General features: G+C 61.1%; 19 protein-coding genes. 5 read left to right on the top strand and 14 right to left on the bottom strand.

Annotated elements, in window-relative coordinates:
- Positions 1-26: 26 nt before the first annotated feature.
- From VM94_RS12770 to VM94_RS12730, 9 genes are all read right to left on the bottom strand, one after another.
- The gene (locus tag VM94_RS12770) at positions 27-1571 is read right to left on the bottom strand and encodes a 2-isopropylmalate synthase (protein WP_046683846.1); all 1545 of its coding nucleotides are present in this window, start codon (positions 1569-1571) and stop codon (positions 27-29) included.
- 48 nt (positions 1572-1619) lie between these two features.
- Positions 1620-2471, bottom strand: a complete 852-nt coding sequence (gene pssA / locus VM94_RS12765) for a CDP-diacylglycerol--serine O-phosphatidyltransferase (RefSeq protein ID WP_046683845.1) — start codon at positions 2469-2471, stop codon at positions 1620-1622.
- 157 nt (positions 2472-2628) lie between these two features.
- A complete protein-coding gene (locus tag VM94_RS12760; RefSeq protein WP_046683844.1) occupies positions 2629-3387 on the bottom strand; it encodes an SIMPL domain-containing protein in 759 nt (252 codons plus the stop codon).
- 100 nt (positions 3388-3487) lie between these two features.
- Entirely contained in the window at positions 3488-4243 is a 756-nt protein-coding gene (locus VM94_RS12755; protein WP_046683843.1) for an SIMPL domain-containing protein, read from the bottom strand.
- A 217-nt stretch (positions 4244-4460) separates the two neighbouring features.
- The gene (locus VM94_RS12750; protein ID WP_046683842.1) at positions 4461-5699 is read right to left on the bottom strand and encodes an MFS transporter; all 1239 of its coding nucleotides are present in this window, start codon (positions 5697-5699) and stop codon (positions 4461-4463) included.
- Positions 5700-5893: 194 nt separating this feature from the next.
- Positions 5894-6304, bottom strand: coding sequence for a hypothetical protein (locus tag VM94_RS12745; RefSeq protein WP_046683841.1), 411 nt, complete (start codon positions 6302-6304; stop codon positions 5894-5896).
- A 149-nt stretch (positions 6305-6453) separates the two neighbouring features.
- Positions 6454-7470 carry a ketol-acid reductoisomerase gene (gene ilvC, locus VM94_RS12740; RefSeq protein WP_034750044.1) on the bottom strand — a complete coding sequence of 339 codons (1017 nt, stop codon included), beginning with the start codon at positions 7468-7470 and terminating at the stop codon, positions 6454-6456.
- A gap of 75 nt (positions 7471-7545) precedes the next feature.
- A complete protein-coding gene (gene ilvN, locus VM94_RS12735) occupies positions 7546-8037 on the bottom strand; it encodes an acetolactate synthase small subunit (RefSeq protein ID WP_010399754.1) in 492 nt (163 codons plus the stop codon).
- A 2-nt stretch (positions 8038-8039) separates the two neighbouring features.
- On the bottom strand, positions 8040-9791 hold the full coding sequence (locus tag VM94_RS12730; RefSeq protein WP_082127698.1) for an acetolactate synthase 3 catalytic subunit: 1752 nt from the start codon (positions 9789-9791) through the stop codon (positions 8040-8042).
- A 496-nt stretch (positions 9792-10287) separates the two neighbouring features.
- Between VM94_RS12730 and VM94_RS12725 the strand changes: the two genes are divergently transcribed.
- From VM94_RS12725 to VM94_RS12705, 5 genes are all read left to right on the top strand, one after another.
- Positions 10288-10857, top strand: coding sequence for an RNA polymerase sigma factor (locus tag VM94_RS12725; RefSeq protein WP_034779551.1), 570 nt, complete (start codon positions 10288-10290; stop codon positions 10855-10857).
- Positions 10854-11258, top strand: a complete 405-nt coding sequence (locus tag VM94_RS12720) for a DUF3619 family protein (RefSeq protein ID WP_046683840.1) — start codon at positions 10854-10856, stop codon at positions 11256-11258. Before VM94_RS12725 ends, VM94_RS12720 begins: the two co-directional genes overlap by 4 nt.
- Positions 11259-12023: a DUF3106 domain-containing protein gene (locus tag VM94_RS12715; RefSeq protein WP_046683839.1), complete on the top strand. Its 765-nt coding sequence runs from the start codon at positions 11259-11261 to the stop codon at positions 12021-12023.
- Complete coding sequence (locus VM94_RS12710; protein WP_046683838.1) at positions 12013-12549, top strand: RDD family protein; 537 nt, start codon at positions 12013-12015, stop codon at positions 12547-12549. Before VM94_RS12715 ends, VM94_RS12710 begins: the two co-directional genes overlap by 11 nt.
- A gap of 62 nt (positions 12550-12611) precedes the next feature.
- Entirely contained in the window at positions 12612-13040 is a 429-nt protein-coding gene (locus VM94_RS12705; protein WP_046683837.1) for a group III truncated hemoglobin, read from the top strand.
- On the opposite strand, the gene VM94_RS12700 is transcribed toward VM94_RS12705, so the two are convergent.
- From VM94_RS12700 to hscA, 5 genes are all read right to left on the bottom strand, one after another.
- Positions 13037-13795 carry an rRNA pseudouridine synthase gene (locus VM94_RS12700; protein WP_046683836.1) on the bottom strand — a complete coding sequence of 253 codons (759 nt, stop codon included), beginning with the start codon at positions 13793-13795 and terminating at the stop codon, positions 13037-13039. The genes VM94_RS12705 and VM94_RS12700 overlap by 4 nt on opposite strands.
- A gap of 193 nt (positions 13796-13988) precedes the next feature.
- On the bottom strand, positions 13989-14906 hold the full coding sequence (locus tag VM94_RS12695) for a class I SAM-dependent methyltransferase (RefSeq protein WP_046683835.1): 918 nt from the start codon (positions 14904-14906) through the stop codon (positions 13989-13991).
- Entirely contained in the window at positions 14893-15087 is a 195-nt protein-coding gene (gene iscX / locus VM94_RS12690; protein ID WP_046683834.1) for a Fe-S cluster assembly protein IscX, read from the bottom strand. The genes VM94_RS12695 and iscX overlap by 14 nt, the downstream gene beginning before the upstream one ends.
- A 1-nt stretch (position 15088) precedes the next feature.
- Positions 15089-15430, bottom strand: coding sequence for an ISC system 2Fe-2S type ferredoxin (gene fdx, locus VM94_RS12685; RefSeq protein WP_034750070.1), 342 nt, complete (start codon positions 15428-15430; stop codon positions 15089-15091).
- Positions 15431-15501: 71 nt separating this feature from the next.
- The coding region (gene hscA, locus VM94_RS12680; protein ID WP_046684686.1) for a Fe-S protein assembly chaperone HscA at positions 15502-16812 on the bottom strand (1311 nt) is incomplete at its 5' end.

Genomic DNA, 16812 nt, shown 5'->3' with positions numbered 1-16812 from the left:
AGCGTCGCGCCGCGGGCGCGGCGCGTCTACGGCTGCGGATCGATACGCTCATCCTTGGCATGCAGTTTATTGAGTGCCGACAAATACGCCTTTGCCGACGCGACGATGATGTCCGGATCAGCACCCACGCCGTTGACGATGCGCCCGTCGCGCGACAATCGCATGGTGACTTCGCCCTGCGACTGCGTGCCCGTGCTGATGGCATTGACGGAGAACAAGACCAGCTCGGCGCCGCTGGCGACCGAGCTTTCGATGGCGTTGACGGTGGCGTCGACGGGGCCGTCGCCCTGCCCTTCGCAGCTGCGCTGTTGGCCGCCGACGAGAAACTCCACGCGCGCATGGGGAACGGCGCCCGTCGTCGACTGCTGCATCAGAGAAATGAAACGGTAGTGCTCACTCTCCTGCGCCTGCTGCTCCTCGCTGACGAGGGCCATGATGTCTTCGTCGAAAATCTCGGATTTCCGGTCGGCCAGTTCCTTGAAGCGCAGGAAGGCCGCGTTGACTTCTGCTTCCGATTCCAGAGAAATACCCAGCTCCTGCAACCGCTGCTTGAAGGCATTGCGCCCCGAGAGCTTACCGAGGACGATCTTGTTGGCCGTCCAGCCCACGTCTTCGGCGCGCATGATTTCATACGTTTCGCGGGCCTTCAAGATGCCATCCTGGTGGATGCCGGACGCGTGCGCAAAGGCGTTCGCGCCCACGACGGCCTTGTTCGGCTGCACGGCAAAGCCCGTGATCTGCGACACCATCTTTGACGCGGCCACGATCTGCGTCGTATCGATGCCCACCGTCAGGTTGTAATAGGCGGCGCGCGTGCGCAGCGCCATCACCACTTCTTCCAGCGCCGTATTGCCGGCCCGCTCACCGAGGCCATTGACCGTGCATTCAATCTGCCGCGCGCCGCCTATCATGACGCCGGCCAGCGAATTGGCGACAGCCAGGCCCAGGTCGTTATGGCAATGGACGGACCAGATGGCTTTATCGGAGTTCGGGATGCGTTCGCGCAAGCGCTTGATGGTCGCGCCGAAGATTTCGGGCACCGCGTAGCCGACCGTGTCGGGGAAATTGATGGTGGTGGCGCCCTCGGCGATCACGCCCTCGAGCACACGGCAAAGGAAATCTTCATCGGAGCGGCTGCCGTCTTCGGGACTGAATTCGATGTCGTCCGTGAACTGGCGCGCAAAGCGCACGGCGTTTTGCGCCTGCGTAAGCACTTGCTCTGGTGTCATGCGCAGCTTCATCTGCATGTGCAGGGGCGACGTGGCAATAAACGTGTGGATGCGCTTGCGCTCGGCTGGCGCCAGGGCCTCGGCGGCGCGGGCGATGTCGCGGTCGTTGGCGCGCGACAGCGAGCAGATGGTGGACTCGCGCACGGCGCCGGCAATCGCCCGGATCGACTCGAAGTCGCCCTGCGAGGCGGCGGCGAAGCCCGCTTCGATCACGTCGACCTTCATGCGCTCGAGCTGCTTGGCGATGCGCAGCTTTTCCTCGCGCGTCATGGAGGCGCCCGGCGATTGCTCGCCGTCGCGCAGGGTGGTGTCAAAAATGATGAGTCGGTTGCTGGTGGTCATGGCTGCTCCTGGCTGGCTGAAGACTGGCGACGCTACCGACTCACCGCATTAATGCTCGGGGTCGGTCTGGATGATGCTGACGGGCTTGCCCTTCGCCATGCGCCAGAAAAACACGGCGTAGCCGGACAGGCCATACACGACGAAAATCGGGAACAGCACCTTCGGCGGATCGATGGAAATGAGCGCAAAGAACAATGCCAGCAGGAATACCACGATGAAGGGCACGGACTTGCGGAAATTCACATCCTTGAAGCTGTAGAACGGCACGTTGGTGACCATGGTCAGGCCCGAAAACAGGGCGATCGTCCACGACACCCAGGCCAGCTGGTTACCGGCAAATTCCAGGTCATTCATCAGCAGGATGAAACCGGCCACCATGGCCGCCGCCGCCGGGCTGGGCAAGCCCTGGAAGAAGCGCTTGTCGACCACGGCGATATTCGTGTTGAAGCGGGCCAGGCGCAAGGCGGCGCCGGCGCAATACACGAAGGCGGCCAGCCAGCCCAGTTTGCCCATGCCGCGCAGCGACCATTCGTAGATCACCAGCGCCGGCGCGGCGCCAAACGACACCATGTCCGACAGGCTGTCGTACTGGGCGCCGAATTCGCTCTGCGTATTTGTCAGGCGGGCGATGCGGCCATCGAGGCCGTCGAGGATCATGGCGATGAAGATGGCCCAGGCCGCGTGCTCGAATTTCTGGTTCATGGCCATGACGATGGCGTAGAAGCCGCAAAACAGGGCTGCCGTCGTGAAGGCGTTCGGCAACAGGTAGATGCCGCGGCGGCGCAAGGTTTTCTTGCCAGTGCCATCGGTCACCGGCTGGCGCGCGAATTTGCTGAAGCGGGACGCTTTGGAGACTGCGGGGGTGCCGTTCTTGCCTCTACGACGGGGGAAGTTTGCCATGTTGTTCCATATCTTGTGTACTGCGGGGGAATCGGTGCCAGATGGCAGGCGCATGAGTGTCACGGCATGCGCCTGCCGATGTTGTCATTATAGAGGAGCCACCGCCAAAGAAAAGCGCGGCGGCGTCAAGCTGACAATATTGATCCCTGTTCAAGCCTTATTTGAACTTGACCTTGGCTACCAGACCCATGTTCAGGGTCGTTTCGCCTGGTTCGAAGCTAGGTTCGGCCACCTGGTTGCCGCCATAGCCCATGGAGTCGGCGCTCATGCTGGCGCGCGCGCCGGCCACGTTGGCGCGCTGCGCATAGTTGCCCGAGCCTTCGAAATCGATGGTGTCGATCACGGCGTCATTGACAGTGCGGCCCATGGCGCCGGCGATGGCGGCCACGCGCTCGTTGAGGTTCTTGTAGGCGGCGGCGATGCGCTGGTCGTCGAGCTTGCGGATGGTGGCGGGCGCCAAGCCGAAGTTCAGGCGGTTCAGGGTCAGCACGCCTTGCGCAGCCGACACGGTTTTCGGCAAGGCGGCCAGATTCGTCGTCGTTACCTGCAGATACTGGCCCACTCGCCAGCCGGTCGGCACTCTGGGTTTGGCGGCGACACCAGGCGGCAATGGCGCCGTTTCAGGATACACGGCATACGTGTAATAGCCCTGGGTTTTCAGCACGGCTTGCGGATCGGCTTTCTTGACGATGGCCGCGCCCTGGTTCATCTTCTGGTTCACGCGCGAGGCGGCGGCGGCCTTGTCCTTGTCCTGCTCTTCGACGGCCAGGGTGACGGTCACCTGGTCGTTCGCATGCACCACTTCGCCGTTGGCGGGCACCACCACAAGGGTACCGGAGGTGGGCAAGGCCTGGGCTTGTGCGCCCAAGGCAACGGTAGCGGCGGCGGCAGCCAGCAGTGATTTCATGACGGTCATGGTGTTCTCCTGGAAAATATGGGGGCAAAAACGACCATGGGGCCAACAGCCCCATGATTTTTAAAACAGTCTAACGCGGAAATATTTCCCGTTGACAAGCTTACTTGAACTTGACCTTGCCGACGACACGCATGTCGAGCGTCGTTTCGCCCGGCTCGAAGCTCGGTTCGGCGACGGCACTGTCTTCGCTCATCTTGGCGCTGCGCATCATCATCGGTGCGGCGGCAGAGCGGTTTTCCGTGACGTAATTGCCCGAACCTTCGAAGTCCACCGTATCGAGCACGGCGTCGGAAACGTTGCGGCCCATGGCCTTGGCGATGGCGGCCACGCGCTCATTCAGGTTTTTATAGGTGGCGGCGATGCGCTGCTCGTCCAGCAAACGGATGGTTTCCGGCTTCAGACCGAAATTCAAGCCATTCAGGGTCAGCACGCCTTGCGCCGCCGACACGGTTTTGGGCAGGGAGGCCAGGTTGGCCGTCGTCACTTCCAAGTACTGGCCCACGCGCCAGGCCGTTGGCAGGCGCGGCTTGGCAACGGCGCCAGCCGGCAATGGGCGCTCTTCCGGATACACAGGATAGGTGTAGTAGCCATACGATTTCAATGCCGCCGACGGGTCAGCCTGCTTGACGATGGCGATGCCCTTGTTCATCTTCTGGTTGACACGCGACGCGGCCGCGGCTTTGTCCTTGTCCTGTTCTTCGACGGCCAGGGTAGCGACCACCTGGTCATTGACATGCTTGACTTCGCCAAACGCGGGAACGACCACCAGGGTGCCGGAAGTCGGCAGGGATTGAGCTTGTGCGCTCAGGGCAACGGTGGCTGCGGCGGCAACAAGGACGGATTTCATCACGGTCATGGGGGTACTCCTAGGTAGTTAATGTGGCTGACAGCCAGCGAAGGGGGCAGTTTTGCCGCCCCTTTCGCTTGAGAAACTTGTCAAACTGTGTAGATTCTAACGCCTCATTCATTCCCGTGGCGCAAATTAACAAATCGTCACAAAATGCGCTTGCCAGTCACATCTGCTCACATTTCAATACACCACCACTTAAAAAAACAATGTTATTAATGACTTATCAGTGGCCGACCACCGCGTCACCGCTGCGCCGGCCCGGCTTGAAACTGTGGCGGTGGGCGCACCAGGCGATGGTCAACGCCACCAGCAGCAAGGCCAGCATGGCCCATGGGAACGATGCCGCGCCATAGCCGTCGAGCAGCATGCCGCCCGCCAGGCCGCCGCCCGCGATGGCCACGTTCCAGATGGTCGCCACCATGGCTTGCGCCACGTCCATGCCGTCGCCGGCCGCATCCGCCGACGCCGTCTGCAGCAAGGTGCCGGCGCCGCCAAAGGTGATTCCCCAGACGGCCATGCTGACATAGATCACGATGGGGGAGTCCATCGCCAGCCCCAGCGCCACCATCACGAGGGCAAAGGCGGCGATGCAGCCCAGCACGAGCGGGCGCAGCCAGCGGTCGATCAGTTGGCTGACCAGCCAGATGCCTGCCAGGGAACCGACGCCATACACGAGCAGCACCAGATCGACGCGGGGGCGCAAGCCGGACGGCGCCAGGAACGGCGCGATGTAGGTATACAGAATGTTATGCGCCAGCATCCAGGCGACGATCACCGCCAGAATCGGCCGCACGCCCGGCGTCATGAATACCTGGCGGATCGACAGGCGCTCGCCATTCTTTTGCCCCGGATAGTCGGGCACGACCAGCAGCACCCACGCGACCAGCACCACGGCCAGGCCTGACATGATGCCGAAGATGCTGCGCCAGCCCAGCACGCCGCCCATCAGGGTGCCCAGCGGCACGCCCAAGGACAGGGCCAGCGGCGTGCCGATCATGGCAATGGCCATCGCCCTGCCCTGCTGCTCCACGCTCACCATGCGGCGCGCATAGCCAGCCATCAAACCCCAGGCCAGCCCGGCGGCCATGCCCGTGACGAAGCGCGAGGCCAGGGCGACCATATAGTTGGGCGACAGGGCCGTCGCCGTATTGAAGATCAAAAAGCCGATGATGGCCAGCAGCAAGACATTGCGCCGGCGCCAGCCGCTCGTCAGCGCCGTCAGGGGAATCGCCGTCAGGATGGAACCGATGGCGTAGACGGTGACCAGCTGGCCCGTCATGACTTCGGAAATATTCAGGTCACGGGCAATCTGCGGCAGCAAGCCGGCCGGCAAGGTTTCCGACAGGAGGGCGAGAAACGCCGTCATGGCCAGGGCCAGCAAGGCCAGGACGGGAAGGCGTTCGGAAATGGAAGATTCGGCAGTGCCCGGCATGGGTACTGTGGCGGTAGTGCGGTCGGTCATAGGGGTCCTTCAGGTTGCGCAAGCAGCTGGTAAACCAGCGCCTGGCGTGCTACGAAAGCGGTGATGCGCGTTGCGGTCGGCAGATACCGAAACAGATGCAGTCAAGTATGAAACTGCAAAGGAAGGGCGGGATTATATAGGAATATAAAAAGACAGGAGGCGGGCGGAAAACGTGCGAACGAAAGCAGCCGTGCTCAAGCTGGCGTCATGCAGGCATCATTGGCCGCCTTGCGTGGCGAAAACCAGGCATTCGATTTCGGACTGTACAGGAAGGCGCAGATGACGGCGAACGTGAGCGCGCCTGGCAGGACGTTCATCTTGAGCGGCAGGGTCGCCAGACAGAACGCAATGTCGACCACGCCCCACGCCAGATACACGGTGCGCGCGCCACGCCGCCTTTGCAGCATGGCCAGCGCCGCTACCAGGTTAATGCCCATGCTAAACATCAAAATCGCGTATTGCACCTCGGCGGGAATCACGCTGTGCCCCATTCCCGCCAGCATGGCGGGATCGTTGCGACCGAGGTAGGACGACACCAGCGCTGACAGCGAGCCGAGGAGCAGAAACCAGCAGCTGATGGTCACCAGGAAGGGGCGCTTGAGCACATGAAGATTCCCGACAAAAACTTTAGAAAAAACAAGCATGGTGCGCACGGTATTGTTGAATGGACCTGATTGTAACGGATGTTGCCTGCCAAACGATGCGCATAAAAAAAGCCGGCTTGCGCCGGCTTCTTGTGATGCACTACAACTGCTTAGTTCTTCGACTGGTCAACCATCTTGTTCTTGGCGATCCAAGGCATCATGGCGCGCAGTTTCGCGCCCACTTCTTCGATCTGGTGCTCGGACGTCAAACGGCGGCGCGAGATCAGGGTCGGTGCGCCAGCCTTGTTTTCCAGGATGAAGCTCTTCGCGTATTCGCCCGTTTGAATGTCTTTCAGGCATTGACGCATTGCATCCTTGGTGGCCGACGTCACGACTTTAGGACCGGTCACGTACTCGCCGTATTCGGCGTTGTTCGAGATCGAGTAGTTCATGTTGGCGATGCCGCCTTCATAGATCAGGTCGACGATCAGCTTCAGTTCGTGCAAGCACTCGAAGTACGCCATTTCAGGCGCGTAGCCCGCTTCCGTCAGGGTTTCGAAGCCGGCCTTGATCAGTTCCACGGCACCGCCGCACAGCACGGCTTGTTCGCCGAACAAGTCCGTTTCGGTTTCTTCACGGAAGTTCGTTTCGATGATGCCAGCACGGCCGCCGCCGTTGGCCGAGGCGTACGACAGGGCGATATCGCGGGCGATGCCCGATTTATCCTGGTACACGGCGATCAGGTGGGGCACGCCGCCACCCTGGGTGTAGGTGGCGCGCACGGTGTGGCCCGGGGCTTTCGGCGCGACCATGATCACGTCCAGGTCGGCGCGTGGCACGACTTGGCCGTAATGCACGTTGAAGCCGTGGGCGAAGGCCAGCACGGCGCCTTGCTTGGCGAACGGCGCGATGTTTTCGTTGTAGACCTGGGCGATGTTTTCATCTGGCAGCAAGATCATGATGACGTCGGCCGCTTTCACGGCGTCGTTGACTTCCGCCACTTTCAGGCCGGCTTGCTCGACCTTGGTCCACGAAGCGCCGCCCTTGCGCAGGCCGACGGTGACGTTGACGCCCGAATCGTTCAGGTTTTGCGCGTGTGCATGGCCTTGCGAACCGTAGCCGATGATGGCAACGTTTTTGCCTTTGATCAAGGAGAGGTCAGCGTCTTTGTCGTAAAAAACTTTCATGGTATTTCCTATATATTTGATGATGCGTTGTTGTTTTAAATGCGGCGCCAGGGCCGCGTAGTGCTGCTTGTATTTTTATACTTTGAGGATGCGTTCGCCGCGGCCGATGCCGGAACCACCCGTGCGGACGGTTTCCAGAATGGCGGCGCGGTCGATCGAATCGATGAACGCGTCGAGCTTGACCTTGTTGCCGGTCAGTTCGATCGTGTACGTCTTTTCGGTGACATCGATGATGCGGCCACGGAAGATATCGGCGGTGCGCTTCATTTCCTCGCGTTCCTTGCCCACGGCCCGAACCTTGATCAGCATCAACTCGCGTTCGATATGCTGGCCTTCGGTCAGGTCCACCACCTTGACTACCTCGATGAGGCGGTTCAAGTGCTTGGTGATCTGCTCGATGATGTCGTCCGAGCCGCTGGTGACGATGGTCATGCGCGACAGGGTCGAGTCTTCCGTCGGCGCCACCGTCAATGTTTCGATGTTGTAGCCGCGTGCCGAGAACAGGCCCACCACGCGCGACAGGGCGCCCGCTTCGTTTTCCAGCAAGACAGAAATAATATGGCGCATGATTAGAGATCCTCCGAACCGAGCATCATTTCGGACAGGCCCTTGCCGGCTTTCACCATTGGCCACACGTTTTCGGACTGGTCGGTAATGAAGTTCATGAATACCAGCCTGTCTTTCATGCCAAACGCCTCTTTCAGGGCGCCGTCGACGTCGCCCGGTTTTTCAATTTTCATGCCCACGTGGCCATACGCTTCGGCCAGCTTCTCGAAGTCGGGCAGCGAATCCATGTACGACTCGGAATAGCGCGAACCGTAATCGATTTCCTGCCACTGGCGCACCATGCCGAGGAAGCGGTTGTTGAGCATGATGATCTTCGGCGTCAGGTGGTATTGCTTGCACGTGGCGAGTTCCTGGATGCACATCTGGATCGAACCTTCACCCGTGATGCAGGCAACGGTGGCGTCCGGATTGGCCATCTGCACGCCCATGGCGTACGGCAAACCGACACCCATGGTGCCCAGGCCGCCCGAATTGATCCAGCGGCGCGGCTTGTCGAAGCCATAGTATTGCGCCGCCCACATCTGGTGCTGGCCCACGTCGGACGTGATGAAGGCGTCGCCCTTGGTGATCTGGAACACCTTTTCCACCACCGATTGCGGCTTGATCACCAGGTCGGAGGTCGGATATTTCAGGCATTCGCGGCCACGCCATTCGGCGATCTGCTTCCACCAGTTGCTCAAGGCATTGACGTTCGGCTTGGCTTCAGCCGCGTCCAGTTGCGCGAGGAACTCGATCAGCACGTCCTTGACGTTGCCGACGATGGGGATATCGACCTTGACGCGCTTGGAAATCGACGATGGATCGATGTCCACGTGGATGATCTTGCGCGGATGCGAAGCGAAATGTTTCGGGTTGCCGATCACGCGGTCATCGAAACGGGCGCCGATGGCGATCAGCACGTCGCAGTTCTGCATCGCCATGTTCGCTTCATAGGTGCCGTGCATGCCGGGCATGCCGACATACTGCTCGCTCGAGGCGCGGTAGCCGCCCAGGCCCATCAAGGTGTTGGTGCAAGGGAAACCCAGGCGGTCGACCAGCTTGTTCAGCTCGGGAGCCGCATGCGCGAGGATGACGCCGCCGCCCGTGTAGATCATCGGGCGTTCGGCTTGCAGCAACAGCTGCACGGCCTTGCGGATCTGGCCCGAGTGGCCCTTGTCGACGGGACGGTAGGAACGCATCTCGACTTCCTTCGGATAGTCGAAGTTGCATTTGTGCATGCTGATATCCTTGGGGATATCGACCAGCACGGGTCCCGGACGGCCGGTACGGGCGATAAAGAAGGCTTTCTTGATCGTCGCTGCCAGGTCCTTGACGTCCTTGACGAGGAAGTTGTGCTTGACGACGGGGCGCGTGATGCCGACCGTGTCGCATTCCTGGAACGCATCCTGCCCGATGGCGTGGCTCGGCACCTGGCCGGAGATCACGACCATGGGAATCGAGTCCATGTACGCGGTCGACAGGCCCGTGACGGCATTCGTGACGCCCGGACCGGACGTGACGATGGCGACACCGACTTTGTTCGAGCTGCGCGAATAGGCATCGGCGGCGTGGATCGCGGCCTGCTCGTGGCGTACCAGGATATGCTGGAATTTGTTTTGCTGGAAGATGGCGTCGTAGATGTAGAGTACGGCTCCGCCCGGATATCCAAAGACGTGCTCGACGCCCTCTTCAGCCAGACAGCGCACGACAATTTCTGCGCCCGTGATCGGTCCTGTTGTGGAACCTGTTGCAGGTCCCTTTGCTTCGGTATTCATGAAACATTCCTTTCAAGGTCCATTGGAGATTGATCGGATGTTCTTTCCTGACGAAGTTCGCCGTGCGCGACAGTGCTCCTGCTTCCCTTTTCATGCGGTCACGACATTTCTTTGGGCACCCATAGATACCTTACAAAACAACGCTTAACGCAACTCGTTTGGCCGGAGTTTCTGTGGCGCCTGTACGAACCGCTCGCGCTTGTGGCGCGGGTTAGAACAAACTGCCTACAAATGAAAGCGCGTCTTGCCGCGGATGGCCTTGTGTGCCGGTCGCGACCTGACCATAGGGCTTTGGGGTGTTCAAAGCGTCCCATACGTTATCGCGTTGCACCATTATGGTCAAGGAAAATGTCGGCCGAAAGGCCATTTCGCCCGCACGTCGTGCAAAAACCCTGCGGAAACGCACATTTTTTGCTAGCATGCACGGGGTTGCAAAAAGCATACCCGCCCCCATTTCGCCCACCGCACCCCGCAGCCGCTAAGATCCCCATACCGCATGGCAACAGACAAAGAATTATCCGACTTTCTAGAAAATGTCGAGCGGCGCGCTTTCAAGCAGGCCGCCTACGCGGTCCGCAAGGAAGAATCGGCACTCGACATCGTGCAGGACGCCATGATCAAGCTGGCCGAGAAATACGGCGACAAGCCGGCCGCCGAGCTGCCGATGTTGTTCCAGCGCATCTTGCAGAACACCATCCTTGATTATTTCCGCCGCGAAAAAGTTCGCAACACCTGGGTCAGCCTGTTTTCCGGCATGAAGCCCTCGGGCGACGAGCATGAAGATTTTGATATACTTGATACTTATGAATCGGAACAGGGCTCGAGTGCCGCCGAATCGTCGGCCGACCAGGTCGAACGCGCGCAAATCCTTGATTTGATTGATGCAGAGGTACAAAAACTGCCCTCACGTCAACGCGAAGCCTTCCTCATGCGTTATTGGCAGGACATGGATGTGGCTGAAACAGCGGAAGCGATGGGTTGCTCCGAAGGTAGCGTGAAAACACATTGCTCTAGAGCTACCCACACGCTCGCCGAATCGCTGAAAGCCAAGGGAATTAAATTATGAACACCGACGATCTCAATTTCGCTTACAAAGTGCGCCATGCACTGAACGAAAAACTCGACGACCTGCCCGCATCGGCCACCGATCGCCTGGCAGCAGCACGCAAGCTGGCCCTGTCGCGCAAGAAGGCGGACGCGCCCGCCGCCGTCGCCGTGCGCAAGGACGTCTTCGCCGGCATCGCCAGCAGCCTGTTTGTCGAACCGCTGTCGTGGCTGGGCCGCATGAGCGTCGTCATCCCCCTGCTGCTGCTGGTCGGCGGCCTGGTGGGCATCTATCAGTTTGAGCAGGAACAACATATTGCCGAACTGGCAGAAATCGACGCCGCCGTCCTGTCGGACGAATTGCCGCTCTCCGCCTATATGGACCATGGCTTCAACGCCTACTTGACGAAACGCGAGCAATAAATGGCACGCACGAGCGTACGCAAAGGCTGGCTGGCTGGCGGCATCGGCCTGGGTGCTTGCGCCCTGGCGGGCGCTGCCTGGGTAGGCGCGCAGCAACATGCCGCGCCGCCCCCTCCTCCCGTGGCGGCCGCGCCCGTGGTGGCACCGGCCCCGGCCGTCAAGCCCGGCTCGCCCCGCACGGGCGGCAAGGGCGGCACGCCGAAGGCTGGCGAGAATCCATCGTGGAACAAGCTGTCGCGCGCGCAGCAGGAAGCCCTGCAGCCGCTGGCGGGGGAATGGAACAAGCTGGAACCGCTGCGCAAGCAGAAATGGCTCGATATCGCCAGCCGTTTTGCTTCGATGACGCCGGACGAGCAAACCCGCGTGCATGACCGCATGCGCGAATGGATCAAGCTGACGCCGGAACAACGCCGCCTCGTGCGCGAAAACTATACGCGCACGAAGAAGATTGATCCGGGTCAAAAAACCGCGCAATGGGAGCAATACCAGCAATTGCCGGAAGATCAGAAGAAAAAGCTGGCGACGGAACTCGTGCCGAAAAAACCGCTGGGCAAGGTGCCCGCGATCAATTCCAACACGAGCAAGCCGCCCGTGCTCATGGCGCCCGCCACCCCGGCAGCGCCTGCCGCCGCGCCCGTCCCGCCGCCCGCTCCCGCAGCGACGGCCGTGCCGGCAAGCGATCCTGCCGCCACCACACCACCCGCCGCCGCCGTGCCCGTCACGCCACCTGCCACGCCTGCCCCACTGCCAACCAATGTCAAATAGCACGCCTGCCGCCAGCATCACTTCCCATCCCACGATCAAGCGCCGCCTGATTTCCATGGTATACGAGTCGCTGCTGGCCCTGGCCGTGCTGTTCTTGCCCTTCCTGCTGTTTGAACTGGCCGTGCAAGGCGCGCATACGCCGTTGACGGAGCACATGCGCCAATGCCTGGCCTTCCTCGTCATGGGCGCGTATTTCATCCATCAGTGGAGCCGCGAAGGGCAAACCCTGGCCATGAAGACGTGGCGCTTGCAACTGATGCTACCGGGCCATGCCCACGTGCCGCTGCGCGTGGCCGCCTACCGCTACGTCCTGTCATGGATGTGGCTGCTTCCAGCCCTGCTGGTATCGTATCTGCTGGACTTGCAGCACTGGACAGCCCTGGGCGCCATCGGCGTGGGCATCCTGGCCTGGTCCAGCACGGCCCTGTTCACGGGCAATGGGCAATTCCTGCACGACAAGCTGGTGGGCACACAGATCGTGCAATTGCCAGCCCCCGCGAAGAAGCCGAAGAAAGTCGCCGCCTGAGTTTTACGCGGCTTGACCTGGGTCATTGAAGCGCCATGGGGGCTCTGCGATCATGGCATGCCATGAAGAATACCGCCCCCCTCCCCCACACACGCTTCGCTCCCTACCGCGAGGAAGTCTGCAGCGAAGACGAAGTCAAGCATCTCGTCCACACCTTTTATGCGGCCGCGCGCGACGACGCCATGCTGGGCCCCATCTTTGCCGCCGAGGTCAAGGATTGGGATGCTCATCTGGCAACATTGATCGATTTCTGGTCAGGCTTGCTGCGCGGCACCATGCGCTACCACGGCAAGCCGCTGGCCCAGCACGCGCAAATGGAAAACCTCACGCCCTGCATGTTCCGCCGCTGGCTGACCCTGTTCTTTGCCACGACGGAAAGCATGGGCAATGCGGCCCTGCAGGAAAAGGCCGACACCATCGCGCTGAATATTGCCGAACGGCTATGGAAAAGCTTTGCAGAAAGCCATTCCATCACGGCGCCGCAGCTTTAGAAGCGCTCGTAGCCTTGCAGATAGCGCCACTGGCCTGATGGCATGGCGCCCATCGGGATGCGGCCGATGCGCAAGCGCTTCATGGCGACGACCTCCAGTCCCACCATCTTGCACATGTGCGCGATCTGGCCCGGCTGCACGTTTTTCAGGGCAAAGCGCAAGCGCGTTTCATTTTGCCAGCTGACCTTGATCGGCGGCAAAGGCTTGCCATTGAAGGGCAAGCCGTGATTGAGCAGCGCCAGACCGTTTTCGGCAATGGCGCCCGACACTTCCACGATGAATTCCTGCTCCACCGTTTTCGCTTCGTCGACCAGTTTGCGGGCGACGCGGAAATCCTGCGTGAACACCAGCAGGCCGGACGCCATGGTGTCGAGCGGATTGGTGATGGTCAAACCGATCAGATGACGCTTGAGGAAGCGCGTGACGGAGCTGGGCGCCACATTTTCCGGCGTGAAAATCTCTTCGGGACGCAAACAACTCAATGCTGGCTTGCCTTCGCTGCCCACGCCGCCGTTGATCCCTGCCGGCTTGTGCAGCAGAATCGTCACGGGCGGCATTTCTTCCAGGGTCGCGCTCGGCAGCAGCACCACCGTTTGATTGTCGGCCACGCGCGCGCCCGACTCTTCCACCAGCACGCCATCGACCGTGACCCAGCCGCCCTCGATATACAGCTCGGCCTCGCGGCGCGAACAGGGCACGTCTTCAGACAGGCGCTTGGCCAGGCGGACGGTGGGCATTTCGATTGGTGTGGTCATGGGGAGGCGCAAAAAGCAAGGGAGGAGAAAGCCGGTATTGTAACCGACCCGCTCCTCCCCTCTTGTTGCCGTTGTTGCTGATTGCCCGGTGATTGTCGGATTACGCGCTTGCGCGCTAATCCGACCTACCCAACCTGCGCGGCGGTGGCGGGTTTGGTTGGTTGGATTAGCGGCTTGCCGCGTAATCCAACAATCAGGCCTGCGCCTTGGCCAATTCCTCGGCAAAGAAACGGTGTCCCATCTCTTCCAGGCCCAAGGTCTGCAGTACTTCCTGCAGGCGTTCCGTCGGGCGCTGGCGCGGCAGATTTTTATAACTGGCGATGATCAGTTCATTCTTCATCGAATGCTCCCAGCCCACCAATTCCGTCACGCTGACCTGGTAGCCGTGCGCTTCCAGTTGCAAACAGCGCAGCACGTTGGTGATCTGGCTGCCGAACTCGCGCGTGTGCAGCGGGTGGCGCCACAGTTCCGTCAAGACGTTCTTGCCCAGGCTCTTGCCCTTGTTCTTCTTCAACACGGACGCCACTTCCGCCTGGCAGCATGGCACCAGCACCATGAATTTCGCCTTTTTCTTCAAGGCGAAGTGAATCGCATCATCGGTGGCCGTGTTGCACGCATGCAAGGCCGTGACGATGTCGATCTGCTGCGGCAGCAAGTTCGATTCTGTCGATTCGGCCACGGACAGCGGCAGGAACGACATGCCGGGGAACTTGAATTTCTTCGCCAGTTCCTGCGAGCGCTGCACCAACTCTTCGCGCGTCTCGATGCCGTAGATGTGCGAACCGTCGTTGCCGTTCTTGAAGAACAGGTCGTACAGAATGAAGCCCAGGTACGATTTGCCGGCGCCGTGGTCCACCAGCGAGACGCCAGGGTGATCGAGCTGCACTTCGCGCAGCAGCGGCTCGATGAACTGCGTCAGGTGGTACACCTGCTTGAGCTTGCGGCGGCTGTCCTGGTTCATCTTGCCGTCGCGCGTCAGGATGTGCAATTCCTGCAGCAGGGCGACCGACTGGCCATCCTTGATCTCGGGCATGTTGCTGGCGGCCGTGATGACGTCTTTCGGCGCAGCGACTGCGGTGGCGGCGGCTGCCGCGCCCTTAGCGCGCTTCATCGATCCACGCCATCTGTATCGCTTCGAGCACTTTTTCGCCGCCGCGCGTGTGGTCATCGTCGAAACCATCCAGTTCCACCACCCAGTTATGCAGGTCGGTGAAACGCACGGTCAGGGGATCGATGTCCGGATGCGTGTCGTACAAGGCTTCGGCGATCGCGGTGATGTCGGACCATTTCATGTTAGTGGCTGCCTTCGCTGACCTGGTTGATCGTGTATTTCGGGATTTCAACGACAAGGTCGGCCTCGGCCACGATGGACTGGCACGACAGGCGCGACACGGCTTCCAGGCCCCAGGCCTTGTCCAGCATGTCTTCTTCCAGTTCCGTCGCTTCGTTCAGGGACTCGATGCCTTCGCGCACCAGCACGTGGCAGGTGGTGCAGGCACACGATTTTTCGCAGGCGTGCTCGATGTCGATGTCGTTTTCCAGCAGGATGTCGCAGATGGATTTGCCGGCAGGTGCTTCGATGACGGCGCCGTCCGGGCAAAGCTTGGCGTGCGGCAGGATAACGATTTGTGGCATGGTTTCTTCTTTCAGTCTGTCATTCGGAGCGCGGCCGCCGCAGGCTATGCTCGCGGCGGCGCGCTGTTCAATTAGTCTTGTACGACCTGGTCCAGGGATTTACCCGTCAAGGCAGTGCGCACGCTGCGGTCCATGCGGCGCGAGGCGAAATCCTCGGTGCCGTCGGCGAGCAGCTCGATCGCCAGCTTCAAGGCCTGGTGGTCAATGGCGCCGCTTTGCGATTGCACGATGGCGTCGCGCACCCGGTTCATCAAGCCATCCACGACAACGCGCTCGGCGTCGTCCAGCAAGCCGCCGTCTTCATCGAGCGCCGACCGCGTGGCCAGCAGGATGCGTTCCGCTTCCACCTGCTCTTCGCGCAGCGCGCGCGCCACCATGTCGACGTCGGCCGACGTGTAGGAATCCTGCAGCATGCGGGCGATGTCGTCGTCGCCCAGGCCATAGGCCGGCTTGACGCTGATCGACGCTTCCACACCCGAGCGCAGTTCCCGCGCCGAGACGGACAGCAAGCCGTCCGCATCGACCTGATACGTGATGCGGATGCGCGCGGCGCCCGCCACCATCGGCGGAATGCCACGCAATTCAAAACGCGCCAGCGAGCGGCAGTCGCTCACCAGTTCGCGCTCGCCCTGCAGCACGTGCACGGCCAAGGCCGTCTGGCCATCCTTGAAGGTCGTGAATTCCTGCGCACGGGCGCACGGGATCGTCGAATTGCGGGGGATGATTTTTTCCACCAGGCCGCCCATGGTCTCGATACCGAGCGACAGCGGAATCACGTCGAGCAGCAGCCAGTCGTCGCCGGCGGCGCGGTTGCCTGCCAGCAAGTTCGCCTGGATGGCGGCGCCCAGCGCCACCACTTTATCGGGATCGATGTTCGCGTGCGGCGTCGTGTGGAAGAATTCGCTGACGGCGCGCTGCACGTGCGGCATGCGCGTGGCGCCGCCAACCATCACCACGCCGTCGACGTCGTCCGCATCCACGTTCGCGTCGCGCAAGGCCTTCTTGATGGCGTTCATGGTCTTGGCGACCAAATGCTGCGTCATGGCGGCAAAGTCGGCCGCCGTGATGCGCAGGTGGATCTCTTCGCCCGAGTTCAGGGCCGCGTCGATCATCGTTTCCGGCTTGGTCGACAGCGTTTCCTTGATCTCGCGCGCTTTCACCATCAGGATGGCCGTGTCTTCGTCCGACAGGGGCGCCAGCTTGGCCTGCTCGCTGATCCAGCAGAACAGGCGGCGGTCGAAATCGTCGCCACCGAGGGCCGAATCGCCGCCCGTGGACAGCACTTCGAAGACGCCCTTGCTCAGTTTCAGGATCGAGATGTCGAAGGTGCCGCCGCCGAGGTCGTACACGGCGTACACGCCTTCGGACGCGTTGTCGAGGCC

Source organism: Janthinobacterium sp. KBS0711 (genome assembly GCF_000988085.1).
GTDB classification, from domain to species: Bacteria; Pseudomonadota; Gammaproteobacteria; order Burkholderiales; family Burkholderiaceae_D; genus Janthinobacterium; species Janthinobacterium lividum_E.
The sequence above is the reverse complement of the archived record's forward strand: the minus strand, read 5'-3'. Positions and strand labels throughout refer to the sequence as shown.